Origin of the sequence: Streptosporangium becharense, from assembly GCF_014204985.1 — a bacterium.
GTDB classification, from domain to species: Bacteria; Actinomycetota; Actinomycetes; order Streptosporangiales; family Streptosporangiaceae; genus Streptosporangium; species Streptosporangium becharense.
In genome coordinates this window covers 721,979-745,337 of record NZ_JACHMP010000001.1, presented here as the reverse complement: position 1 = coordinate 745,337, position 23,359 = coordinate 721,979, and the positions used below count along the sequence as shown (strand labels likewise).

General features: G+C 72.9%; 21 protein-coding genes. 9 read left to right on the top strand and 12 right to left on the bottom strand.

From position 1 onward, the window contains the following. Positions 1 to 136: 136 nt before the first annotated feature. From F4562_RS03260 to F4562_RS03245, 4 genes are all read left to right on the top strand, one after another. Positions 137 to 766: a YigZ family protein gene (locus F4562_RS03260; RefSeq protein WP_184548620.1), complete on the top strand. Its 630-nt coding sequence runs from the start codon at positions 137 to 139 to the stop codon at positions 764 to 766. A gap of 314 nt (positions 767 to 1,080) precedes the next feature. Further along, positions 1,081 to 1,722: a DedA family protein gene (locus tag F4562_RS03255; RefSeq protein WP_184548619.1), complete on the top strand. Its 642-nt coding sequence runs from the start codon at positions 1,081 to 1,083 to the stop codon at positions 1,720 to 1,722. Next, positions 1,719 to 2,843, top strand: coding sequence for a sensor histidine kinase (locus F4562_RS03250; RefSeq protein WP_311734297.1), 1,125 nt, complete (start codon positions 1,719 to 1,721; stop codon positions 2,841 to 2,843). The genes F4562_RS03255 and F4562_RS03250 overlap by 4 nt, the downstream gene beginning before the upstream one ends. Further along, the gene (locus F4562_RS03245; RefSeq protein WP_184548618.1) at positions 2,834 to 3,478 is read left to right on the top strand and encodes a response regulator; all 645 of its coding nucleotides are present in this window, start codon (positions 2,834 to 2,836) and stop codon (positions 3,476 to 3,478) included. Before F4562_RS03250 ends, F4562_RS03245 begins: the two co-directional genes overlap by 10 nt. Before the next feature lie 118 nt (positions 3,479 to 3,596). Here the strand turns inward: F4562_RS03245 and F4562_RS03240 are convergent, their stop codons facing one another. Both F4562_RS03240 and F4562_RS03235 read right to left on the bottom strand, forming a co-directional pair. Then, on the bottom strand, positions 3,597 to 4,142 hold the full coding sequence (locus F4562_RS03240; protein ID WP_221207951.1) for a GNAT family N-acetyltransferase: 546 nt from the start codon (positions 4,140 to 4,142) through the stop codon (positions 3,597 to 3,599). A 211-nt stretch (positions 4,143 to 4,353) separates the two neighbouring features. After that, positions 4,354 to 5,583 (bottom strand): isochorismate synthase, encoded by a 1,230-nt coding sequence (locus tag F4562_RS03235; protein ID WP_184548616.1) that lies wholly within the window; start codon positions 5,581 to 5,583, stop codon positions 4,354 to 4,356. Between the two features lie 164 nt (positions 5,584 to 5,747). Here F4562_RS03235 and F4562_RS03230 point away from each other — a divergent pair, with 164 nt between their 5' ends. Then, positions 5,748 to 6,611, top strand: coding sequence for an SGNH/GDSL hydrolase family protein (locus F4562_RS03230; RefSeq protein WP_184548615.1), 864 nt, complete (start codon positions 5,748 to 5,750; stop codon positions 6,609 to 6,611). 153 nt (positions 6,612 to 6,764) lie between these two features. On the opposite strand, the gene F4562_RS03225 is transcribed toward F4562_RS03230, so the two are convergent. The 4 genes from F4562_RS03225 to F4562_RS03210 form a co-directional block, all read right to left on the bottom strand. Continuing rightward, positions 6,765 to 7,370 (bottom strand): response regulator transcription factor, encoded by a 606-nt coding sequence (locus F4562_RS03225; RefSeq protein WP_184548614.1) that lies wholly within the window; start codon positions 7,368 to 7,370, stop codon positions 6,765 to 6,767. Beyond that, positions 7,367 to 8,476, bottom strand: a complete 1,110-nt coding sequence (locus tag F4562_RS03220) for a sensor histidine kinase (RefSeq protein ID WP_184548613.1) — start codon at positions 8,474 to 8,476, stop codon at positions 7,367 to 7,369. Before F4562_RS03220 ends, F4562_RS03225 begins: the two co-directional genes overlap by 4 nt. A gap of 173 nt (positions 8,477 to 8,649) precedes the next feature. Further along, a complete protein-coding gene (locus tag F4562_RS34560; protein WP_221207939.1) occupies positions 8,650 to 9,111 on the bottom strand; it encodes a peptidase inhibitor family I36 protein in 462 nt (153 codons plus the stop codon). Between the two features lie 229 nt (positions 9,112 to 9,340). Further along, positions 9,341 to 10,087 (bottom strand): alpha/beta fold hydrolase, encoded by a 747-nt coding sequence (locus F4562_RS03210; RefSeq protein ID WP_184548612.1) that lies wholly within the window; start codon positions 10,085 to 10,087, stop codon positions 9,341 to 9,343. 80 nt (positions 10,088 to 10,167) lie between these two features. Here F4562_RS03210 and F4562_RS03205 point away from each other — a divergent pair, with 80 nt between their 5' ends. After that, on the top strand, positions 10,168 to 11,124 hold the full coding sequence (locus F4562_RS03205; RefSeq protein ID WP_184548611.1) for a helix-turn-helix transcriptional regulator: 957 nt from the start codon (positions 10,168 to 10,170) through the stop codon (positions 11,122 to 11,124). Positions 11,125 to 11,261: 137 nt separating this feature from the next. Here F4562_RS03205 and F4562_RS35635 read toward each other — a convergent pair whose 3' ends face one another. Further along, entirely contained in the window at positions 11,262 to 14,516 is a 3,255-nt protein-coding gene (locus tag F4562_RS35635) for a S41 family peptidase (protein ID WP_184548609.1), read from the bottom strand. 4 nt (positions 14,517 to 14,520) lie between these two features. Further along, positions 14,521 to 14,670, bottom strand: a complete 150-nt coding sequence (locus tag F4562_RS03195; protein ID WP_184548607.1) for a hypothetical protein — start codon at positions 14,668 to 14,670, stop codon at positions 14,521 to 14,523. Positions 14,671 to 14,989: 319 nt separating this feature from the next. Between F4562_RS03195 and F4562_RS03190 the strand changes: the two genes are divergently transcribed. Beyond that, positions 14,990 to 15,283 (top strand): DUF3040 domain-containing protein, encoded by a 294-nt coding sequence (locus F4562_RS03190; protein ID WP_184548605.1) that lies wholly within the window; start codon positions 14,990 to 14,992, stop codon positions 15,281 to 15,283. A gap of 63 nt (positions 15,284 to 15,346) precedes the next feature. Here the strand turns inward: F4562_RS03190 and F4562_RS03185 are convergent, their stop codons facing one another. Then, entirely contained in the window at positions 15,347 to 16,978 is a 1,632-nt protein-coding gene (locus F4562_RS03185; protein WP_184548603.1) for a penicillin-binding transpeptidase domain-containing protein, read from the bottom strand. A gap of 73 nt (positions 16,979 to 17,051) precedes the next feature. Next, positions 17,052 to 17,702 carry a lysophospholipid acyltransferase family protein gene (locus tag F4562_RS03180; protein ID WP_184548601.1) on the bottom strand — a complete coding sequence of 217 codons (651 nt, stop codon included), beginning with the start codon at positions 17,700 to 17,702 and terminating at the stop codon, positions 17,052 to 17,054. A gap of 605 nt (positions 17,703 to 18,307) precedes the next feature. On the opposite strand from F4562_RS03180, the gene F4562_RS03175 reads away from it, so the two are divergent. Further along, positions 18,308 to 18,856 (top strand): GNAT family N-acetyltransferase, encoded by a 549-nt coding sequence (locus F4562_RS03175; RefSeq protein ID WP_311734295.1) that lies wholly within the window; start codon positions 18,308 to 18,310, stop codon positions 18,854 to 18,856. Positions 18,857 to 19,067: 211 nt separating this feature from the next. Here F4562_RS03175 and F4562_RS03170 read toward each other — a convergent pair whose 3' ends face one another. Then, positions 19,068 to 20,486: a rhamnulokinase gene (locus tag F4562_RS03170; protein WP_184548599.1), complete on the bottom strand. Its 1,419-nt coding sequence runs from the start codon at positions 20,484 to 20,486 to the stop codon at positions 19,068 to 19,070. Between the two features lie 51 nt (positions 20,487 to 20,537). Next, on the bottom strand, positions 20,538 to 21,545 hold the full coding sequence (locus F4562_RS03165) for a LacI family DNA-binding transcriptional regulator (RefSeq protein WP_184548597.1): 1,008 nt from the start codon (positions 21,543 to 21,545) through the stop codon (positions 20,538 to 20,540). Between the two features lie 220 nt (positions 21,546 to 21,765). Here F4562_RS03165 and F4562_RS03160 point away from each other — a divergent pair, with 220 nt between their 5' ends. After that, positions 21,766 to 23,307, top strand: coding sequence for a sugar ABC transporter ATP-binding protein (locus tag F4562_RS03160; protein WP_184548596.1), 1,542 nt, complete (start codon positions 21,766 to 21,768; stop codon positions 23,305 to 23,307). Positions 23,308 to 23,359 lie beyond the last annotated feature (52 nt).

Genomic DNA, 23,359 nt, shown 5'->3' with positions numbered 1-23,359 from the left:
GTCTCGTCGGGCGTGCGGCCGGCCGCCGGTCTCGTCGGGCGTGCGGCCGGCCGCCGGTCCCGTCGGATGCGCGGGAGGAGGACTGCGAACAGTCCCGGCGCCGAAGTGGCGGGCCGCGCGCCGGTAGCCTTTGCGGGTGCGCGAACCGTACCTGACCCCGGAAGACGTCACCGAGCACGAGATCGAGATCAAACGGTCGCGGTTCCTGTGCGCGGTCGGCCCGGCGCGTTCCGAGGAGGAGGCCAGGCGGTTCGTCGCCGGCCGCAGGAGCCTGTACGGCGACGCCACCCACAACTGCTCGGCCTATGTGATCGGCGGCGACCGCGGGATCCAGCGGGCCGACGACGACGGGGAGCCGGGCGGCACCGCGGGCACCCCGATGTTGGAGACACTGCTGCGCAGAGGGCTCTCCGACGTGGTGACCGTGGTCACCCGCTACTTCGGCGGGGTCAAGCTCGGCGCGGGCGGCCTGGTCCGCGCCTACGGCTCGTCCGTCGGCAAGACGCTGGACCTCACTCCGCTGACCGAGATGGTGCCCGCCCGGGTCATGACCGTGACGGTCGACCACATCAGGGCCGGGCGGCTGGAGAACGACCTGCGCGCCTCGCCGTACGAGGTCAGGGAGGTCGTCTACGGTGCCGAGGTCGGCTTCCGCGTCGCGGTCCGCGAGGCCGACCTGCCGACCTTCCCCGGCTGGATCGCCACGCTGACCGCCGGGCGGGCGGAGATCGAGGCGGGGGAGCCGGTCCACCTCGCAAGAGAGTGAATCCGGCCGGGAGGGGTGCGCGCCGGGCGGCGCGAGTGTGGGATGGGTCACACTTCTCTGCCGCCCGGCGTGGCCCGCCGGCCCCCGTACCCGCCCGCCGGCGACCGGAACGGGTGCCCGGCGCCTGTGCCCTTCCTGCGGCGGGGTCTCGGATCGGCCGGGTGACGTGCTGAAACGTCCGCGAGGCGGTGTCCTGCGCCGCCGCCGCGGCGCCTTCCTGGGGTTTTCCGCAGGAAGGCGCTGAGGTGTGTCCGAGACAGGCTCGACGGCGTTCCTCATACACGCCGTACCCAGCTCTCCGTAGCCTTGTCCCTATGAGTTCACCGAATGTCGACGGAATCGCCGGATGGGCGATCTCCCTTATGGAAACCCTGGGCGCGCCCGGAGCGGGGCTGGCCATCGCGCTGGAGAACCTGTTCCCGCCGCTGCCGAGCGAGGTGATCCTGCCGCTGGCCGGGTTCACCGCCAGCAAGGGCAACATGGGGCTGTTCGACGCCGTGCTCTGGACGACCCTCGGGTCGGTGGTCGGCGCGCTGGCCCTGTACGGGGTCGGGGCGCTGCTCGGCCGGGAGCGCGTGGTGGCCATCGCCTCGAAGCTGCCGCTGGTGAGCGTCGCCGACATCGAGAAGACCGAGGCGTGGTTCGCCAAGCACGGCAGGAAGACCGTCTTCTTCGGCCGGATGATCCCGATCTTCCGGAGCCTGATCTCGATCCCGGCCGGGGTCGAGCGGATGCCGGTCACCGTCTTCACCCTCCTCACCACGCTGGGCAGCCTGATCTGGAACACGGCGTTCGTGATGGCCGGATACCTGCTGGGGGAGAACTGGTCCCTGGTCGAGCAGTACATGGGCATCGTCTCCAAGTCCGTGCTCGCCATCGTCGTGCTCGCCATGGTGATCTTCGTGGTGGTCCGCCTCTCCGACAAGCGCAAGGGCAAGCACCACGCCGAGCAGTGACCACGGTGATCCGGTCCTGCCGGGCACTGGCCGGGCTCGCCCTCGGGGTGCTCTCGGCTCCGGCCGGACTGGCCTTCCTCCTCCTGGCGGGCCCCTTCACGCTGCTGCCCCGGGCCCGTCCGCGCGTGCTGGCGGGTGCGGTCCGGCTGGCCGACGCGGAGGTCCTGCGACTGCGGCTGCTCGGCGAGCAGGAGGTGTCCGGGTACGACGGCCGCCGGGCGCTGCGCTACCTGGCGTGGCGGTGGCCGGTCGGGGTCCTGGGTGCCCTGGTGCTGTTCCTGCTGGTCGCCGGGGTCGGCAGCGCCGTGCTCATCGCCTGGCACTGGCTCCGCGGTGAGCCGTTCGACGGCATGGCCGCCTCGCCGCCGCTCGCGCTCTACCTGCTGGTCGCCGGGTCCGTCCTGCTCTTCCTGGAGGTGATGGGCCTGGCCGGGCTCGCCGGTCTGGAAAGGCGGACCGCCCGGAAACTGCTCGGGCCCAGCCCCACCGAGCTGCTCGAACGCCGCGTCGCCCAGCTGGCCGAGACCCGCGCGGGCGTCGTGGCCGCCGTCGACCAGGAACGCAGGCGCATCGAGCGTGACCTGCACGACGGGGTCCAGCAGCGCCTGGTCGCGCTGGCCGTGCTGATCGGCCGCGCCCGCAGGGGCCGCTCACCCGAACTGCTCGACGACCTGCTCCACCAGGCCCACGACCAGGCCCGCCAGGCGCTGGCGGACCTGCGGGACGTGGCCTGGCGGGTCTACCCCACGGCGCTGGACTCCCTGGGGCTCAGGGACGCCGTCGCCACCGTCGCCGAGCGGGCCGGCCTGCCGGTGACGGTGCACTACGGTCTTGACGAGCGGCCCGCCCCGCAGGTGGAGACCGCGGCCTACTTCGTGGTCTGTGAGGCGGTCGCGAACGCGGCCAAGCACGGGGCGGCCGGTTCGGTCACCGTCGAGATCGTCAGGGAGGGAACGATGATCGTCGTGTGCGTCCGGGACGACGGGCGCGGTGGCGCCGATCCCGCCGGTGGCGGGCTGTCCGGCCTGGCCCGCAGGGTGGCCGCGCTGGACGGCCGCTTCCGGGTGGACAGCCCGCCGGGCGGGCCCACCGCGGTCGTCGCGGAGCTGCCGTGCGGGTGATCCTCGCCGAAGACTCCACGCTGCTGCGTGAGGGACTGGTCCGGCTGCTGGTCGAGGAGGGGTACGAGGTCCCGGCCGCGGTCGGTGACGGTGAGGCGCTCCTGGCCGCCGTGGCCGAGCACCGGCCCGACATCGTGGTCGCCGACGTACGGATGCCGCCGGCCCACACCGACGAGGGGTTGCGGGCGGCACTGGAGATCCGGCGCCGCTGGCCGGGCACAGGCGTGCTGGTCCTGTCGCAGTACGTCGAGAAGCGCTACGCCACCGAGCTGATGAGCGGCGACGTCGACGGGGTGGGATACCTGCTCAAGGACCGCGTGGCCCAGGTCACCGACTTCCTCGACGCGCTGGACCGGGTCGGGGCGGGAGGAGCGGTCTTCGATCCAGAGGTGGTGCGCCAGCTCCTGGCCCGCACCACCCACACCGACCTGCTCGCCCGGCTCACCCCACGCGAGCGTGACGTGCTCGACCGGATGGCGGAGGGCTGCACCAACGCCTCCATCGCCGAGCGGCTCGGCGTCTCCCAGAGCGCCGTCGAGAAGCACGTCAACGCCATCTTCGACAAGCTCGGCCTGCTCCACGTCACCGGTTACAGCCGGCGGGTCCTCGCCGTGCTGCGCTACCTCGGTTCCTGACGTCCCGCGGGTGACGGCGCCGGGCTCCCATGGCGGCACCCGGCCCCGGGCCTGGTCTCGGGCCAGGTCCCGGCCTTGGCCCTGGTCACCGGCCCGGGGTCCCGGCGGCGTACGGCGTTCAGCGGCCGAAGCCGCCCTCCTGGCCGTCGGTCAGGTCGCTGGGCCAGAGCCGGTAGACGTTGAGGCGCGTCTCGTAGTACTTGTCCGTCTCGCCCACCCACTGCATGCCGAGGCGCTTGGCGGTTCCGGCCCCCCGCTCGTTGTCGATCCTGACGACCGCGACGAGCTCGTGGGCGCCGATGGAGAACGCCCATCCGGCCAGCGCGCGGCCCGCCTCGACGGCGTAGCCGTTCCCCCAGACGTCCGGGGCGAGCTGCCAGCCGATCTCGATGTCCTCCTCGTCCGGCGGCAGGTACCGCAGGGACAGCCCTCCGATCACCCGCCCGTCGGAGTCGCGGACGATCGCCCAGCGGCCCAGCGGGGGTGTCAGCGTGCCTCCGGTCCGTATCCACGACTCCAACGTGGACCGCATCCCCTGCTCGTCCTCCACGCGCTTCATGGCGGGGGAGAGCCACCGGGTGACCTCGGGCGCGCCGTAGATCGCCAGGGCGTCGCGGGCGTCGTCGGGACTCCAGTCGCGGACCGTGAGACGGTCGGTGGTCAGTAGCACTGTGGTCTTCCTCTCCCTGACGAGCGAGCCGGCCGTGCGGCGTGGCGGCGAGGGAACGCCGAGCAGAAGAAAGCGACGAATTCGTGTCGGAAATGTCCGATGTGTTGCCACTGTGAGCGTACGCCCACCCGCCCGCCGGGCAACAGACGCGGATGGGCGAAGGATCGGTCACCCTCCGTGTCCGGCCCGGTGGCCGGGCCGCGGCTCAGCCCTCCAGGGCGTACTGCATCACCCGGAGCTTGGCCTGGGCCTCGGCGAGCTCGGAGGCGGGGTCGGAGTCGCCCATGATGCCGCAGCCGGCGAACAACCGGGCGTTCACCCCCTCGATCTGTGCGCAACGCAGCGCGATGCCCCACTCGCCGTCGCCCCGCGCGTCGATCCAGCCGACCGGTCCGGCGTACCCGGCCCGGTCCATGCCCTCCAGCTCGCGGATGACCTCGAGCGCCGCCTCGGTGGGTGTGCCGCCCACGGCGGCGGTCGGGTGCATGGCCGCCACCACGTCCAGAACCGAGGCGCCCGCCGACAGCCGCCCGGTCACCGGGCTGGCCAGGTGCTGGACGTTGGAGAGGACCAGCAGTTCGGGCACCTCGGGAATCTTCAGCTCCGAGCAGAGCGGGCCCAGCGCCTCCCGTACCGACTCCACCGCGCAGGTGTGCTCGTAGCGGTCCTTCTCCGAGTCGAACAGGGCGGTCCCGCGTGCCATGTCGTCGGCCCGGTCGGTGCCCCGGGGGATCGTCCCGGCCAGCACCAGCGACTCGACGGTCTCCCCGGTGCGCCGCACCAGCAGCTCGGGGGTGGCTCCGACCAGCCCCGAACACGAGAAGGTGTAACACTCCGGGTAGCGCCGGGCCAGGCGGGACAGCAGCAGGCGGACGTCGATCGGCCGCTCCGCGGTGGCGGTCAGGTCGCGGGCGAGCACGGTCTTCTCCAGCAGGCCCGACCTGATCCGGCGCACGGCGCGGGCCACGGCGTGCTCCCACTCGGGTGCGGTCAGACTGCCGTCGCCGTACCGGATCCGGCCCGGGTCGCGCAGCGGGGTGACCGTGCCGAGCCGCTGCTCACCGACGGTGGTCAACCAGGCTCGGCCGTCGCGCCGGGCGAGGATCGTCCGGGGGACGACGAGCACCGATCCCGGAGACTCGGGGTCGAAGGTGAACGAGCCGAAGGCCACGGGACCGGAACCGGGGGCCACCACGTCGTCCTCGACGAGAGCTTCGGCGAACATGGCGGACAGCCGGTCACGGGCCCAGTCGAACCGCCGGGGGCCCGGCGGGACGGCCACACGCACGGCCTCGCCCCAGCCGACGAGACCCTCCCCGTGCCGTGTCCAGGCATAGGGGGCGGTCTCGGGAAGTCGGGTGAACAGGTCGCCGGGGTCGTCAACGGGGGTGGTTCGCACCACAAGGGGACGGGTCGATCCGAGCGCTACACTCACCCCTGCCACTTTATGCGGGAAACTGAACGTGTTCGACAGTGACTCCCCGGCTGGCGCGGACGCCACGCTCCGTCAAGAAAACCAAGGCACTCGGTCAACTGGCGGCACCCCGCTGTCCTGCGGTGATACATCCGAAGCAGACATGATCCCGCTCCGGAGGTGCCATGCTGCGCACGACTGTGACCGCATTCACAGGGGTGGTGCTCACGACCGCCGCGATCACCCCCGCCGCGACGACGGACCCGCAACCGTGGCGGCCGGTGGTCATGGTCGCGGTCGGCGACTCCATCAGTGCGGGGTTCAACGCCTGCGGCTGGTACGTCCGGTGTGTCACGCGCTCCTGGTCGGCGGGCGACGATCCGTCCGTGCAGAGCCACTACATGAGGCTGCTCGACGCCGACGAGGCCGTCTACCGGAACAACGTGAACCTCGCGGTGCCCGGCGCCACCAGCGCCGGCCTCGCCGCGCAGCTGGAGAAGGCGGTGAGCCACCGTGCCGACTACGTCACGCTCCTGATCGGGGCCCAGGACGCCTGCGCGTCCGACGAACGCCGGATGACCCCGGTGGCCGTCTACCAGAAACGGGTCTCCGACGCGCTGCGGTTGTTGCGGGCCGGTCGGCCGGACGCCCGGGTGTTCGTGGCGAGCATCCCCGACATCAAGCGGCTGTGGCAGGTCGGCAAGGACAGCGTGGTGGCACGTGGTTTCTGGGCGTTCGGCCGGATCTGCCCCACCATGCTGTCGCGGCCCACCGCGACGTCCGCGGCCGACCGTGCGCGGCGCGACCGCGTGCGAGCCCGGGTCGTCGGCTACAACGCGGCCCTCGCCAGGGTCTGCGCGGCGTACGGGCCCGCCTGCAGGTTCGACGGCAACGCCCTGTTCAACCAGCGGTTCACGCTCAACCACGTCAGCAGGTGGGACTACTTCCACCCGAGCGCCGCCGGTCAGCGCCTGATCGCGCAGCGCACGTTCGACGCGGTCCGCGACTGGATCACCGGGGACGACCGGCAGCCCGCGCTCGCCTCCTGAACCCGGGCCCCGGCACGGAGGCTTCCGCACCCCGCCGGCGCCCGCCCGCGCGGGACCCGGCCACGACCGAGTGTCCCCGGAAGGCCTCCACGCCCACCGGCGGCGCCCGTACCTCTCCTCACGCGGCCGGAGCACGGGCGGGGGTACTGCTGATCAGAGCCAGCCGTTGTGCCGGGCGGTCCGGGCGGCCTCGATGCGGTTGCGGGTGCCGGTCTTGCCGATCGCGGCGGACAGGTAGTTGCGGACCGTGCTCTCCGACAGGTGCAGCCGCGACGCGATGTCGGCGACCGTCGCACCGTCCGCCGCGGCGGTGAGCACGTCCCGCTCGCGGCCGGTCAACGGGCTGGCCCCGCTGCCCAGCGCGGCGGCGGCCAGCGCGGGGTCGACGACCTTCTCGCCCGCCAGCACCCGGCGGATCGCCGCCGCCAGCTGCTCGACCGGACCGTCCTTCACCAGGAAGCCGTCCGCGCTGGCCTCCATCGCCCGGCGCAGGTAGCCGGGCCTGCCGAACGTGGTCAGGATCAGCACCCGGCAGCCGGGCAGCTCCGCGCGCAACCGGGCGGCGGCCTCCAGGCCGCTGATCCCCGGCAGCTCGATGTCGAGCAGCGCCACGTCGGGCCGTTCCCGGAGCGCGGCGGGCACGATCCCGTCGCCGGTGGCGACCGCGGCGACGACCTCGATGTCCTCCTCCAGCCCCAGCAGCAGGGCCAGCGCGCCACGCATCATGCCCTGGTCCTCGGCGAGCAGCACCCTGATCACGGCAGCGTCACCCGCAGCCGGAAGCCGTCCTCACCGCCGGCCTCCAGTGTCCCGCCGAGTGCGGCGACCCGTTCGGCCAGCCCGCGCAGGCCGTTGCCGAACGGGTGACCACCGGCTCCCCGGCCGTCGTCGCCGATCTCCAGCACCGTGCCCTCCAGCCTGATCTCGCAGGTGCGCGCGCCACTGTGGCGCACCACGTTGGTCACCCCTTCCCGTACGGCCCAGCCGAGCAGGGCATCGGCCTCCGCAGGCGGCGGCGCGGCGGGGACGGCGACCGTGACGGCGATGCCCGCGCCGGCCAGGGCCTCACGTGCCGCGGCCAGTTCGGCGGTCAGCCCACGCCCGCGGTAGCCGGTGACCACCGCCCGCACCTCGTCCAGCGCCTCCCGGCCTACGGCCTCGATGTCGGCCGCCTGCCGGGCCGCCGCCCCGGCGTCGCGGGAGGCCAGGCGGCGCACGGCCTCCGCCTTGACGACCATCACCGACAGGGTGTGCCCCAGCAGGTCGTGCAGGTCACGCGAGAAGCGGAGCCGTTCCTCGGCCACCGCGGCGCGGGCCAGTTCCCCGCGGGCCTCCCGGAGCTCGGTGATCACCGCGAACAACCTCAGGACGACGCTGACCACCAGGCCGCCGACGGCCGTTCCCCAGATGACCAGGGAGACGTCCTCCCCGCTCGCTCCCGTGTGCCACATCGCCACGGCCAGAGCGAGCGCCAGCGCCGTGAGCACCGGGTAGACGGCCCTGCCGCGCAGGACGAGCCCGCAGGCGATGGTGGCCGGCGGCGCGAGGTGGAACCAGTGCCGCCCGGTCCCGGTCAGCAGCGCGAAGGTCACCGCCAGCAGCCCGGTCAGCGCCACGGCCGCCGCGGGCCGACGGCCCCGCAGGGACAGCGCGACGCACAGGACGTAGAGGACGGCGAAAGCGGTGACCCCCAGGGCCGCCGGACCCGCCGGCGCCACGAGACCCGTGGCGAGGTCGTACGCCGGGGGACAGGCGAGCAGCAGCCACGGGTAGAAGGCGAGCTCTCCCGGCTCGTCCGGTCTTCTCACCCGGCCCCTCCCGTCACGCGGCCTGCGCCGGTCGGCGTGGCCGTCCGCGTCGGCCATACCGGGAACGCTGTCATACCGGGAAGGTTACGGAGGGGACGCCGGACCGGGTAGATCCATCGATCCGGTGTCGCCCGGGACGGATGTCACGGTCTTTCGGCCCGGCGGCCCGCCGAGCCGGGAGCTCCGGCGGAGTCCGGGCCCGGCTGCCGGCCCGGATCCCGGCCGCCGGGTCAGCAGAAGCGGCTGACGGCGTCGATCCGCCGGCCGAAGTTGACGTCGTAGGCGCGGGCGTTGTCGCCGACGTTCACCCGGCGCCGCTGCGCGGGGTTGCGGTCGATGAAGCAGCCGGGGGCGTTCGCGTAGAAGGAGTGGACGTGGCCGCGAAGGTAGGGGGGCATGTCGCGGTGACCGCCGGCGGGTGACCAGCGCCACGGCGTGCCCTGGAAGTCGCGGTGGTACCACAAGCAGATCTCCCCGCTCCCGCACTGCGCGGTCACCCGCAGGATGTCCGTGGGCGGCCCGGCGGGGACGGCGGGGGTGGGGGGATCGGCCGGGGCGGTCAAGAGGGCGGGGCCGGCCGGTGCGGCGGGGACGGCCGGGTCGGCCTGTGCCGGTGTGGTGACGCCCGTGCACAGAAGGCCGGCGGCGGTCGCCGCGGCGGCCAGCCGGGCCAGGTGCTTGCCTGTTCTCACTGTGGATCCTTCGGTCGGAGCTTGTTGCGTCCGCCCGATGGTCCCCCGAACACCATGGTCACTTCAGGTGAATGACGGATTACTCCATGTTGCCGATATCGCCCCGGTCCGGCACCCCTCCGCCCCGGTCCGGCACCCCTCCGCCCCGGTCCGGCACCCCTCCGGCCCGGTGCCGCCCTGCGGCCCGGCAGCGCCCCTGGCCCGACACGGCCCTGCGGGCCGGGGCCGCTCAGCCCGCCAGGGCGCCGAGGACCGCCGCGGTCTTGTCGGGCTCGGAGAACATCGGCCAGTGGCCGGTCGGCAGCTCGGCGAAGCTCCACTCGGGGCCGGCGAGCGCGGCGAAGAAGGGATGGCCGGCCGCGATCATCGCGTGCACCCGCTCCAGCGGGAAGGAGCAGGAGACCAGTGTCTTGGGCAGCGCGTCCACGGCGCCCGTGAGCTTCAGCGGCTGGGTCATCGCCGCGTACGGCTGCGGTGTGGCGCGGGAGGCGAACCACTCGCGCGCGGCCGCGTCCAGCCCCTCCAGGCTGGCACCGGCGCGCTCCTGCTCCTCCCAGGAGATCAACGGGTAGCCGATCCCGTCTCCCCGCTCCGCGACCCGTTCGGCGACGAAGGCGTTCCACTCGGGTTCGCCGGCGTCCAGCTGGGTCATGCCGTCGGCCAGCGGGCCGCTGTCGAGGTAGACGATCCGGGCGACGCGCTCGGGGATCCGGTCGGCCGCGCCGGTGACGGGCGCGCCCGCGCCGCTGTGCGCCACGAGGATCACCTCGCGCAGGTCCGCGTAGACGACGGTGTGGACGATGTCCTGGATGTGGGTCTCCAGGTCGACCCGGGGGCCGGCCAGGTGCACCCGGTCGCCGAGACCGGTGAGCGTGACCGGGTGGACGTCGTGCCCCGCGGCACGCAGCGGACGGGTGACCTTCTCCCAGGCCCACGCGCCGAGCCAGAAACCGGGAACCAGGACGTAGGTGCTCATTGTCATCTCTCCTCATGTCGCCTGGGTCCACCGTAGGATCGAATCCGGACAGTATCGGTCCTGATTCGGAAGGAATTCCCATGACCGTCTCCCGGGTGCTCGCCCTGCTGGAGCTGTTGCAGGCGACCCCGGGCCTGACCGGTCCGGAGCTCGCGGCGAGGCTGGAGGTGGACGAGCGCACGGTGCGGCGCTACGCGGCGCGGCTGTCGGAGCTCGGGCTCCCGGTGGAGGCGGAACGGGGTCGTTACGGCGGCTACCGGCTGTTGCCCGGCTACCGGCTGCCGCCGCTCATGCTCACCGACGACGAGGCCACGGCCGTGGTGCTCGGTCTGCTGGCCGGACGCCGGACCGGGCTGGCGGTGGGGGAGACGGCGACCGAGAGCGCGCTGGCCAAGATCCAGCGGGTGCTCCCTCGGTCGCTGCGCGAGCGCGTCGACGCGGTCTCGGAGATGCTGGGCCACACCACCGTCGCGGCCCGGAGCAGTGCCCCGAAGGCGGCGCCGCTCCTGGCCCTCGCCGGTGCCGCCCGGGACCGGATCACGGTCCGGCTGGCCTACCGCTCCTGGCGGGGCGACGACTCCGAGCGGGACCTGGACCCCTACGGGATCGTCTTCCACTCGGGACGCTGGTACGTGACCGGGCTCGACCACGCCAGCGGGGAGGTGCGGACCTTCCGCGTCGACCGGGTGGCGAGTGCGACGCCCACCGGGCGGGGGTTCGGGGAGCCGGCCGATTTCGACCCGGTGGCGCAGGTGGTGGGGTCGCTGTCGGCGGTGCCGTACCGGTACGAGGTGAAGGTCCTGCTGGACATGCCCCTACGGGAGGCGGCGGGGCGGATCCCCGCCGTGACGGCGACGTTGACCGAGACGGCCGGCGGGGTGCTGCTGGCCGCCCGCGCCGAGCGGCTGGACGGGATGGCGCAGATGCTCGCCGGGCTCGGCCGGCCGTTCACGGTGATCACCCCGGAGGAGTTGCGCGGCGAGGTCCGGGCCTTGGCCGCCCGGCTCGCCGCCTGCGCCGCGGCCGTCCCGCCCTGAGACGTCCGGCACGCCCGGCCGGATCGGGAGCGCGCCGCGACCGTCATCGGGCCGGGGCACCGGGCCGTCCCGCACCGGCGCCCCGCCCGCGTGCCCGCCCGCCGCCCCCGTCGCTCGCCGCCGCCCGCCGCCCGCCGTCACAGGGCGGGAGCCCTCCCTCCCCGGGGCGGCAGGCGCGGCACCGTGAGCCGGGGCCTCGCGGCCGGGTTGGGCGTGTGGGGCGGATGCGTGTCCAGCCGCTCCAGGGCGACCTCGATCGCCCTCTCCAACTGGGTGTCGACGCCCTTGGCGTAGTCCTGCGGGGTGATGTCGACCTCGATGTCGGGATCGGTGCCGTAGTTCTCCACCCGCCAGCCCACGTCGTCGAAGGCGAAGGAGAACTCCGGCTGGGTGGTGACCGTGCCGTCCGCCAGCCGGTGCCGGGGCCAGACGCCGATCACGCCGCCCCAGGTGCGTTTGCCGATCAGCGGGCCCAGCCCGAGCAGCTTGAAGGTGTGGCTGAAGATGTCGCCGTCGGAGCCCGCCCACTCGTTGGTGATCGCCACCATGGGGCCGCGCGGCGACTCGTCGGGGTAGGGCTCGGGCACGCCCCACCGGGGGAAGTCGTAGCCCAGGCGGCGCCGGGAGAGCTTCTGCAGCAGCAGTGCCGAGACGTGGCCGCCGCCGTTGAAGCGGACGTCGACCACCAGCGCCTCGCGGTCGTACTCGGTCAGGAAGCCGCGGTGGAACTCGGCGTAGCCCTCCGGTCCCATGTCGGGGACGTGCAGGTAGCCGATCCGGCCGCCGCTGCGCTCGTGGCAGCGGGCCCGGTTGGCCTCCACCCAGTCGCGGTAGCGGGCCGGCTGCTCGTCGCCGACGGCTCCGACGATGACGGTCCGCCTGACGTCACCGCGCATGAGCGTGAGCTCGACCTCCTGGTCGGCCTGGTTGACCAGCCGCTCGTCCGGGCTCGCGTCCCGCCCGACCGGCTGCCCGTTGACGGCCAGCACCGCGTCACCCGGCCGTACGTCCACCCCGAGGCGGTTGAGCGGGGAGGTCGCCTCCGGGTCCCACCGGTCGCCGCCGACGATCCGGGCGATCCGGTAGACGCCGTCCTCGTAGGCCCAGTCGACGCCGAGCTTGCCCTGCCGGTAGTCGGGCCGGGGCCGGTAGGCGCCGCCGCTCTCGTAGGCGTGGGAGGTGCCGAGCTCGCCGAGCAGCTCCCACAGCAGGTCGGAGAACTCTCCCCGGGTGGTCACCCGGTCCACCAGCGGCAGGTACCGCCGGTAGACGCCCTCCCAGTCGATCCCGGCCATGTCCTCGGTCCAGAAGTGCTCCCGCTGGAGCCGCCACGCCTCCCGGAACATCTGCCGCCACTCCGCCTCGGGGCGGATCGACACCTTCACCCGCGACAGGTCCACCCATCCGCTCGCGCGGCCCGGCGCGTCGTCGTCCTCGGGCTCCTCGCCCGCCTTGATCACCCGCAGCCGCCGGTCGGCCTGGTAGAGCAGGGTCGTCCCGTCCCGGCCGAGCCGGAACTCCGAGACGTCGCCGACCAGGGTCTCCTGTTTCTGCTTGGCGAAGTCGTAGACGTGCAGTGTGCCGTCGGAGGAGTCGGCGTAGTCGTCGCCCAGGCCGCCCTCGACGGGGAAGGACAGGTAGACGGCCTTGCCCTTGATCCCGGCGATGCCGTCGTAGCGGCCCTCGGGGACGGGGAAGGCGACGATCCGGTCGCAGATGCCGTCCGGGTCGACGACCACCTCGCGCGGGCCGCCGTCCTCGCCGTCCTCCCCGCCGCCGGTGTCCTCGTCGTCCTCGTCGTCCTCGTCGCCCTTGAGCGGCCGGGGCAGGGGGACGAAGGGCGAGCGGACGTCGGCGCGGAGCGCGACCGCGTAGGGCCGGGAGCCGAGCGGGAAGCCGAGGTCGAACTGGAGCTCGTCATAGACCGGGTTGAACACACGGCGGCCGATGAAGTAGAGGTAGTCGCCGGCGGGGTCGAACGCGGGGCGACCGTCCCACAGCACCGGCCGGGTGGCGGGGAACGTCTCGCCGGTCTCGGCCCGGCACAGCTTGACCGCCGTCGTCTGCGCGGTGACGGGGCAGGCGTAGGCGAGCCAGCGGCCGTCGGGCGACCAGGCGAGGTCCTCGATCGCGCCGAACCCGCTGACGTCGGCCACGGTGCCCCGCGCGGCGGTGGGCCCGCCCTCCCGCCCGTCCTCTCCCGCCGGGGCGTCCGCGCGCAGGTCGACCAGGATGAGCTCGTTGCGGTGGTTGGCCACCGCGATCAGGTCGGCCACCGGGGAGACCTCCAGCGCGGTCACACGCCCGGTGTCGAGGTGGTCGAGGCGGACCGGTTCGGTGCTCCCGTCGGCGGTGAGGATCACCAGGACCTCGCGGTCGCCGTCGTCGCTCGCCGCCGCGACGAGCCGCTCGCCGTCGTTGAGCCAGGTCAGCATCCGGTACCGCACGCCGTAGGGGGCTCCGTGCTGGCGTACGGGCCCCTCCCAGGCGGCGAAGGAGAACGCCTTGCCGTGGGTGGTGACGGCCAGAGCGCTGCCGTCGGGGCTGAGCGTGGCGCCGTCGAGGAACTCCTCGGCGGGGGCGAAGCGGCGGTTGCGCTGGGTGCGGGAACTGCGCAGCCGCACGTCGATCCGGTGTGACTCGCCGTCCTCGACCAGGTAGAGGGCCGCTCCGGCGTGGTAGACCAGCCTGCGGCCGTCGCCGGACAGGTTGCGGGCGTAGAAGTCGGCATGGTCGGAGTGCCTGCGCAGGTCGCCGCCGTCCGCGGTGCAGGAGTAGACGTTGCCGACGCCCTCGTGGTCGGAGATGAAGTGGATCCGTTCCCCGGCCCAGCAGGGCGAGGCCAGGTTGCCGGGCAGGGAGATCAGCCGCTGGAACCGCTCGCCGTCCCGGTCCTGGATCCACAGGTCGCCCACGGTGCCGCCCCGGTAGCGCTTCCACCGCGCGGGGTCGGCGGTGTTGCGGCCCAGCACGATCCTGGGGCCGTAGGAGACGGAGTTGGCCGGGCCGTACGGCAGGCGTTCGGGTACGCCGTCCGGTTCGACCCGGTGCAGCCATTTCTGGCCGGTGAAGGGCTGCCCCTCGTCACTGGCGTAGACGATCGCGCCGGCAGGGTCCCAGCCGGCGACGACGGAACGAGCCCCGTGGTAGGTGACCCGCCGGGCCGCGCCGCCGTCGGCGGGCATCACGTAGACCTCCTCCGGGCCCTCCTCGCCGCCGACGAAGGCGATCAGGTCGCCGCGTGGGGAGAAACGCGGGTACCCGGCCTCCGCCACGCCGGCGGTCAGCCGGAAGGCCCGCCCGCCGCCGGCGGGGACCATCCACAGGTCGTCCTCGGCGGCGAAGACGACCTCGTCGTCGAGGATCGTCGGGAATCGCAGATAGGCGGGCATCGTCTCACTCCATGATCGGGCGGCCGGGGTCCGCGCCGGGCGTCCGGTCATGATCGCACGCCTGCGGGGGCCGGGTGTCCCGCCGATCGCGGGTGCGCCGCCCGGTCTCCGCGTCACGGCGGAGGACGACCGCCCGCTCGATCGACAAGCTCATCGGTCATTGTCCCCCTCCCCGGCGTGGTGCCGCGCAACCCGGGTCGTGGTCGGAACCGGCGGGAGAGCGGGCGATTGCGGGGCCAATGATGTGACATGTGTGATGAAGGTGAAGAGACGGGAATGTCGAGATCGTCGTGAAAGGCCGTAAGCCAGCGCCGGGCGCGGCGTCACCCATCCGGTGACCTGGGAAACGCATGATCGGACATGCCGACGGCGCCGACGGAAAGAAGAGGTAAATCGCAGCCCTCGGAACGGATAACGATCTTCACGATTGGGCAGAACGTCGGCACACGGCTTGCGTTCCGGGGAGGTGTTGCATGGCCTGGTCGCAGGACGAGGAGCGGATGCTGCTCCAGATCGAGCGCCACCTCATCGATGAGGATCCGCGACTCGCCGCGCGGCTGGAGTCGTTCAACGAGCGCGTCCGGCGCACGGAGAACGGCCGCCGCAGGCGTGCGGACAGAAGGCCGCCCGTCAGGGGCAGGGCCATGGGAGCCCTCCGCCGCTCGACGGTCATCATCGTGTTCAGCTGGCTGCTGATCGCGGTGTTGATCGCCACGCTCTTCGTGCTGGTCCTGCGGCACGAGACGGTGGCGGCGCTCCCGTTCTGACCTCCGGCCGCACCCGCCGGGCACGGGCCGCTCCTCCGGCCGCACCCACCGGGCACGGGCCGGTCATCCGAGGGCACGGAGGAAGTCGGCGGCCACCGGGGCGGCGACCGCGCCGCCGCCGGAACCCTCCTCGACGATCACCGCGAAGGCCACGTCGTCACGGAAACCCATGAACCACGCGTGGGTCTTCAGGTCGTCCTGTGGGCCGAACTCGGCGGTGCCGGTCTTGCCCCGGGTGCCCGGCGGCAGGTTCGCCTTCTTGGCCGTGCCCCTGGTGACCACCGCGGACATCATCCGGTGGATCTGCGGCGTGACGCCCTCGGGGAGCGGTTTCGGCTCCGCCTTCTGCTTGATCGAGGTGACCAGCGTCGGCGGGCGCCAGGTGCCGTCGGCGAGGGCGGCGGCGACCGAGGCCATCACCAGCGGGCTGGCGGTGACCCGGCCCTGGCCGAACGACTCCGCGGCCAGTTCCGCGTCGCTCTGCGCCCGGGGGAAACTGCCTTCGGCGGCCGGGACGCCGATGTCGAGCGGCTGGTTGAAGCCGAACAGCTCGGCGGTGCGCAGCAGCTTGTCGGCCCCCAGCCGCCGCTCGGCGAGCGGGGCGAAGGTGGTGTTGCAGGAGTGGGCGAAGGAGTCGGAGAACGACACCTCCCCGTAGGCGGCGTGGTCGGAGTTGCGGATGGGCAGGCCGCCGACCGTGACGTTCTTGGGGCAGGTGACCCGGTCGTCGGGGGACATGCCCTCCACGAGCAGTCCCACGGCGGTGACCGCCTTCAGGGTCGAGCCGGGCGGGTAGTTGCCGTTCAATGCCCGGTCGAAACCGCCCCGGTTGTTGACCACCGCGAGGATCTCGCCGGTCGAGGGGCGGATCGCCACCAGCGCGGCGGCCTTCTTCAGGTCGCGGATCGCCGAGACACCGGCTCGCTGGACCTTCAGCTCCAGGGTGGTCCGCAGTTCCTCGCCGTCGGCGCCCTCGATCTCGCCGACGGTCTTGACGATCTTCTTGTCCGGGCCGACCAGCTGGATCCGGGTGGTGGGGATGCCGGCCAGACGCCCCTGGAAGGCGGCCTGGAGCCCGCTCTTCCCGATCGTGTCACCGGCCCGGTAGGACGGGCCGAGCTTCTCGGCCTCCTTCTTCGTGGCCTTGTCCACATAGCCGGCGATCTGCTGCACCGAGCCGCCCACGTCACCGCCGTCGATGCGCTCGCCGTCCGCCGCGGTGATCCCGGCCCGCTTCGGCCACTCGGTCTTCAACGCGAACGACGTGCCGCCGGTCAGGTCGGGATGGACGGCGGCGGGCGACCACCTGACGCGCCAGTGCCGGTCGACGACCGACAGGTCGACGGAGCCGGAGTAACTCCACTCGCCGACGTCCTTGAGCTTCAGCGTGGCGGTGTACGAGGCCCGTCCGGTGCCGTCACCGGTCTCGCGCACCCCGTCGAGCCGGACGCGGGTGCTCTCGACCGCCAAGGCCTTGCGCATGCCGTCGTACGTCGCGGCGAACGCCGGATCGGGCGTGCCCAGCTCGGCGCGCATGGCGGCCAGGTCGCCGCGTTGCCACGCCTGGACGAACCGCTGGGCCGTCTCCTGCGGGGTGCCCCTGGTGTGCAGGTACCACCACGCGCCTCCACCGGCGGCCCCCGCCACCAGCACCGCGGCCGCCGTCCCGACTGCGATCGTTCTGCCTCGCGGCACCGGATCACCCCCAGTTCTTCGTGCCCAAAGGCCGCAGCCTAGCGCGATCGAAGCGGGGTATCCGGCTAAAGGATCATTTGTCCTGGGTGCGGCTGGGGGCGTAGCTGCTCACGTACTCCTGCCCGGACAGGTCCCGGATCGCCGCCATGATCTCGTCGGTCACCCGGCGCCGGTCGCGCGCGCTGGTCTCGGAGCCGGTGAAGGTCATCGGCTTGCCGATGTGGACCTGCACCCGGCCCAGCCGGGGCACCGAGGTGCCGATCGGCAGCACCTTGTCGGTGCCGACCATCCCCACCGGCAGCACCGGCGCGCCGGTGGCCAGGGCCAGCCAGGCGACGCCGACCTTTCCCCGGTACAGGCGGCCGTCGGGGGAGCGGGTGCCCTCGGGGTAGATGCCGAACAACTCACCGCCGCGCAGCACCCGCGCGGCGGTGTCGAGCATGTCCTGGGCGGCGGTGGGGCTCTGCCGGTCGATGGCGATCTGCCCGGTGGCCCGCATCCACATCGCGGTGACGGGATTGCCGGTGAAGTACTCGGCCTTGGCGACGAAACGGACCTGGCGCCGGAGCACCAGCGGCAGGAAGGTGGAGTCGACCACCGACAGGTGGTTGGAGGCCATGATGGCCGGACCCGTCGTCGGGACGTGCTCGTGCCCGGTGACCGTGGTCGGCCAGAGCAGGTGCAGGACCGGGGCGCTGACGATCTTGGTCAGGCGATAGAGCACAGGCTCTCCTCATGAGACGGGATCACCACACTAGGTGGTGGCCCGACGGCCCAGGGTTGTGGGCACCAGTACAAGAGCGGCCCGGCTGTTTGTAGCCCTCCTCCAAAAGCGGGTCTCTCCGCCGGAGGAACCACGAAAGGTGTCCGGGGAGGCCGGAAAAGCAGACACCCCACGAGGCCGGAGCGCTCGCGGGGCGTCATGACGTTGTGGTGCCGATGTGGCGGTCGCCTCCTCGGCGAGAGGCACAACACGGCTCCAGCCGAACGGTATTCCGTGAAGGCGGTAATTTGCGGCCCGGGGGACACAAACCACATCGGCACGCTTACTCTAACCGACGCCCGCCGGTGCTTATTCCGCTTCCTCCGTCTCCGGCGTGTCAGGCGTGACCGGGAAGCGACACCGTCCCACGCCCCGGGCCGCCCCGCCTCCTCGCTTCCGCGGACTCCGGCGGGCTTCCACGGGTCTCCCCGGCCTTTCCGGGGTTTGCGGAGGTTCGCCGCGGGAGGGACGCGACCGGCGGCGGGCCTATACTCCCCATGCCTCCCCGCCGGTGAGTCCGCCCGGCGCGGGTCGGCCGACAAGACCGAAACATCAGGGGGAGTCCAGTGGAACCCATATCGACCGACCGGCTCGTCCTGCGCAGATGGCGGCCGGACGACCTGGAGCCCTTCGCGGCCATGAACGCCGACCCCGAGGTCATGGAGTACTTCCCCGCGCCGCTCACCCGGAGCGAGTCCGACGCGCTGGTCGACCAGTTCGAGGCCGACTTCGACCGGTACGGCTACAGCCGGTGGGCGCTGGAGGTGCGGGCGACAGGGGAGTTCGCCGGCTTCACCGGCCTCGCGTGGAAGACCTTCGAGGCGCCCTTCACCCCGGCGCTGGAAGTCGGCTGGCGCCTGGCCCGCTCCGCCTGGGGCCACGGCTACGCGACCGAGGCCGCCCGCGCCGCCCTCGACCACGGCTTCGGCCCCGCCGGGCAGGAGGAGATCATCTCCATGACGGCGGTGGGCAACCTGCGCTCCCGGGCGGTGATGGAACGCCTGGGGATGACCAGAGACCCGGCCGACGACTTCGACCACCCGCAGGTCGCCGAGGGCAGCCCGCTCCGGCGGCACGTGCTCTACCGCCTCCGGCGCCCCGCCGCGGGGCGGTGAGGCCGGGAGGCTTTCCGGGAACGGCGGTCACGGGGCGGTGAGGCCGGGAGGCTTTCCGGGAACGGCGGTCACGGGGCGGTGAGGCCGGGAGGCTTTCCGGGAACAGTGGAGGAATCCTCCCGGAACGGCGAGGCCGGGGTGCCTCCGAGGCCTCCGCCCGGGAGGCGGCACGGCTCCGGGGCGCCCGCCGACGGCGCCTCGGCCGGCGCCGTCAGCGGGGGGCCAGCCGCTCCTGCGCGCGGGCCCACGGTTCCTGGCCGCCCTCGGGCAGGTAGGTGACGGGCTGCTCGCTCTGCCGTACCAGGGCACGGATGTCGGAGACCACGCCCTGCGCGCGGGCCTGGACGAGCGCGTTGCCGAGGGCGGCCGCCTCCACCGGCCCGGCGACCACCGGCAGGCCGGTGGCGTCGGCGGTCATCCGGCACAGCAGCTCGTTGCGGGCCCCGCCGCCCACCACGTGCACGACCTCCACGTCCTGGCCGCTGAGGCGCACCGCGTCGCGCAGCGTGCGCCGGTAGGCCAGCGCCAGGCTCTCCAGCACGCACCGTACGGTCCGTGCCCGGTCCCGCGGGGGCCGCTGGCCGGTGCGCTCGCAGTACGCGGCGATCCGGGCCGGCATGTCACCGGGCGGCAGGAAGGCCGGGTCGTCGGGGTCGATCACCGTCTCGAACGGCGGGACCTGGGCGGCGGCGTCGAGCATTCCCGCCACGTCGGTCTCGCCCCAGGCGCGCATGCACTCCTGCAGGATCCACAGGCCCATCACGTTGCGCAGGTAACGGATGGTGCCGTCGAGGCCGCCCTCGTTGGTGAAGTTGGCCAGGCGGCTCTCCTCGGTCAGGACGGGCCCGGGGAGTTCGAGCCCGACGAGGGACCAGGTGCCGGAGGAGATGTAGGCGAACTTCCCGGTGCTCGCGGGCACGGCCACCACCGCGGAGGCGGTGTCGTGCGAGGCGACCGCGGTGACCGGGGTGGAAGCGGGCAGCCCGGTCTCCGCGGCGACGTCGGCCAGGAGCGTCCCGGCGGGCGAGCCGGGGTGCCGCAGACCGGGCAGGATCCCGGCCGGCAGGCCCAGCCGCCCGGCCAGGCCCCGGGCCCAGTCGCCGGTCCGCACGTCGTAGAGGCCGGTGGTGGAGGCGTTGGTGACCTCGGCGCCGACGGAACCGGTCAGCCAGTGGGTCAGCAGGTCCGGGATCATCAGCAGCGTCTCGGCCCGGTCGAGGCTCGGTTCGGCGAGGAGCTGGTAGACGGTGTTGAACGGCAGGAACTGCAGCCCGCCGACCTGGTAGAGCGTGTCGGCCCCCAGTTCGGCGACGGCCCGCTCCATGACCCCCTCGGTCCGCCCGTCGCGGTAGTGCACCGGGTTGCCGACGAGCCGCCCCGCGCCGTCGAGCAGGCCGTAGTCGACCGCCCAGGAGTCGATGCCGATCGAGTCGACCGGTCCCGCCTCGCGCAGCCCGTCGAGCACCCCCCGGTACAGGGCGAGGATGTCCCAGTGCAGGGTGCCGCCGACCCGGACCGGACGGTTGGCGAAGCGGTGCACCTCGGTCAGGTCGATCCGCTCACCGTCGATCCGCGCCGTCATCACCCGGCCGCTGGACGCTCCCAGGTCGACCGCCGCGTAAACACTCATTCGTCACTCACCACTCGTGGTCGGGTGGCCGCCGCAGTCCCGTCCGGTCCTTCAGCCGGTGGACTCGCGGGCGACCAGCTCGGGCTGGAACATGATCTGCCGGTGGGCGTGCTCGCCGGGGTTGCCGCACTCGTCCAGCAGCAGCTCGGTGGCGATCCGCCCGAGTTCGTAGGTCGGCTGCCGGATCGAGCTGAGTGACACCGCCGAGGCCACCGCGAAGTCGATGTCGTCGTAGCCGATCAGGGCCACGTCGCGGGGCACGCCGATCCCGGCCTGGTGCAGGCCGCGCAGCACGCCGAGGGCGAGCATGTCGTTGGCGCAGAAGACCGCCTCGGGCAGCCGCCCGGAGGCGACCAGCCGTTCGGCCGCCTCCTGGCCGGCTCGGGCGGTCATCGCGGGCGCCTGCACGGTCTCCAGCGCGGTCTCCGGATCGAGGCCCGCGGCGGCCATGGCCCGCCACGCGCCTTTCCTGCGGTCGCGGCACTGCCGGATGGTCAGCGGGCCGGTCACGTGGCAGATCCGCCGGGCGCCGCGGTCGAGCAGGTGACCGGCGGCCAGCCGGCCGCCCGCCACGTCGTCGACGGTCACCGAGCACAGGTCGGGCCGGTGCGCCGGGTGGTCGACGAGCACCACGCTGATGCCGTGCTCGCGCAGCCCGTCGAGCCGCCGCGGGTCGCCGTCCGAGGGTGTGATGAGCACGCCGCGTACCCGGTGTTCGGCGAACACACGCAGGTTGTGCTCCTCCTTGGCCGGGGAGCCGCCCGAGTTGCCGAGGATCACCGCGTAGCCGAGCTCGCTGGCGACGTCCTCCGCCCCGGCGGCCACGTCGGTGAAGAACGGGTTGCCGATGTCCATCAGCGACAGGCCGATGGTGCGGCTGTGCCCGGCGCGCAGCGTCGAGGCCGAGCCGTGCCGGACGAAGCCCAGCTCGTGGATCACGCGCCTGACGCGCTCCCGGGTCACGGGAGCGACCCGCTCCGGCCGGTTGAGCACGTTGGACACCGTGCCCGGGGACACGCCGGCGGCACGAGCGACCTCCCTGATGCTGACGCCGCTCAACCGCTGCCCCCCTCGACCCGGCACAGATTAAAACGTGTTATCCGATGTGGGCAAGACCTTACCCAAAGATGACATCCGGCCAGGTGCCCCGCTGCCTGCGAGATCGTCGTAACGCGTTGGAAACGAGAGATTCACTCCCCATTGACAAGGTCTGACCTCGCGGATTAGCGTCCGCTCAATCTTCTAAAACGTTTTTAGACCAAGGAAGGGGTGTGGCGCGGTGACTGCACCGGGCGAAGGGGAGGCGCCACTCGGGCCGCCCCCCGACGAGACCCCTCCGGTCCTGGCGCTGACCGGGGTCAGCAAGGCGTTCGGCGCCGTGCAGGCGTTGCGGGGTGTCTCCCTGCACCTGTACGCCGGGGAGGCGCACGCCCTCGCCGGAGAGAACGGCGCGGGCAAGTCCACCTTGGTGAAGACCCTGGCCGGTGTGCACCGCCCGGACACCGGGCAGGTCCTGCTGGACGGCCAGCCGGTGGAGTTCAACAGCCCCGCCGACGCCCAGCAGGCGGGTGTGGCCGTGATCTACCAGGAACCCACGATGTTCCCCGACCTGTCGGTCGCCGAGAACATCTTCATCGGCCGCCAGCCCAAGCTCGCACTCGGCCGCATCGACCGCAAGACCATGCACGAGCGCGCCGCCGAGCTGTTCAAGCGGCTCGGCGTGGCCCTCGACCCCGAGCAGCCGGCCCGCGGCCTGTCCATCGCCGACCAGCAGCTCGTGGAGATCGCCAAGGCGCTCTCCCGGGACGCCCGGGTGCTCATCATGGACGAACCCACCGCGGCGCTGTCCGGCAACGAGGTGGCCCGGCTGTTCAACGTGGTCAAGGCCCTGCGCGAGCAGGGATGCGCGCTGCTGTTCATCTCGCACCGCCTGGACGAGATCTTCGAGCTCTGCCAGCGGGTCACCACCCTGCGCGACGGCGCCTGGATCGCCAGCGAGCCGGTCCGGGGCCTGACCCACGACGACCTGATCCGCCGGATGGTCGGCCGGGACCTGGACAACCTCTATCCCAAGCAGGAGACCCAGGTCGGCGAGGTCGCGCTCAAGGTCGCCCGCCTCACCCGCGAGGGCGTGTTCACCGACGTCTCCTTCGAGGTCCGGCGCGGCGAGATCGTGGCGCTGGCCGGACTGGTCGGCGCCGGACGCAGCGAGGTCGCCCGCGCGATCTTCGGCGTGGACCGCTGGGACGCCGGGAGCGTGGAGGTCAACGGCAGGCGGCTGCCGGTCGCGTCCCCGACCGCGGCGATGTCCGCGGGCCTGGCCCTGGTCCCCGAGGACCGGCGCCAGCAGGGCCTGGTCATGGACCACTCCATCGAGCGCAACATCGGCATCACCGGCCTGAAGGCGCTGCGCCGCGGCCCGGTGATCTCCCGCACCGCGGAGCGTGACCGCGCCCGTGACTGGGCCGTCCGGCTCCAGCTCAAGTTCAACCGGCTGTCGGACGCGGTGAACGTGCTGTCCGGCGGCAACCAGCAGAAGGTCGTGCTGGGCAAGTGGCTGTCCACCGAGCCCGACGTGCTCATCATCGACGAGCCCACCCGGGGCATCGACGTGGGCACCAAGGCCGAGGTGCACCGCCTGCTGTCCCAGCTGGCCGCCGACGGTCTCGCCGTGCTGATGATCTCCTCCGACCTGCCCGAGGTGCTGGGCATGGCCGACCGGGTGCTCGTCATGCAGGAGGGGCGGATCGTCGCCGAGATCCCGCGGGAGCGGGCCACCGAGGAGAGCGTGATGACCGCAGCGACCGGGAGGGCCTCGTGATCGGCAGATGCGAGGGCCACGAGGGCCGTGAGAGCACTGTGAGCGGCGGGTA

Bases quoted from the DNA above. Each gene is read 5' to 3' on its own strand.
- F4562_RS03255 (WP_184548619.1), top strand. From the start codon at position 1,081: ATGAGTTCACCGAATGTCGACGGAATCGCCGGATGGGCGATCTCCCTT.
- F4562_RS03230 (WP_184548615.1), top strand. From the start codon at position 5,748: ATGCTGCGCACGACTGTGACCGCATTCACAGGGGTGGTGCTCACGACC.
- F4562_RS03220 (WP_184548613.1), bottom strand. From the start codon at position 8,476: ATGGCCGACGCGGACGGCCACGCCGACCGGCGCAGGCCGCGTGACGGG.
- F4562_RS03210 (WP_184548612.1), bottom strand. From the start codon at position 10,087: ATGAGCACCTACGTCCTGGTTCCCGGTTTCTGGCTCGGCGCGTGGGCC.
- F4562_RS03205 (WP_184548611.1), top strand. From the start codon at position 10,168: ATGACCGTCTCCCGGGTGCTCGCCCTGCTGGAGCTGTTGCAGGCGACC.
- F4562_RS35635 (WP_184548609.1), bottom strand. From the start codon at position 14,516: ATGCCCGCCTATCTGCGATTCCCGACGATCCTCGACGACGAGGTCGTC.
- F4562_RS03195 (WP_184548607.1), bottom strand. From the start codon at position 14,670: ATGAGCTTGTCGATCGAGCGGGCGGTCGTCCTCCGCCGTGACGCGGAG.
- F4562_RS03190 (WP_184548605.1), top strand. From the start codon at position 14,990: ATGGCCTGGTCGCAGGACGAGGAGCGGATGCTGCTCCAGATCGAGCGC.
- F4562_RS03170 (WP_184548599.1), bottom strand. From the start codon at position 20,486: ATGAGTGTTTACGCGGCGGTCGACCTGGGAGCGTCCAGCGGCCGGGTG.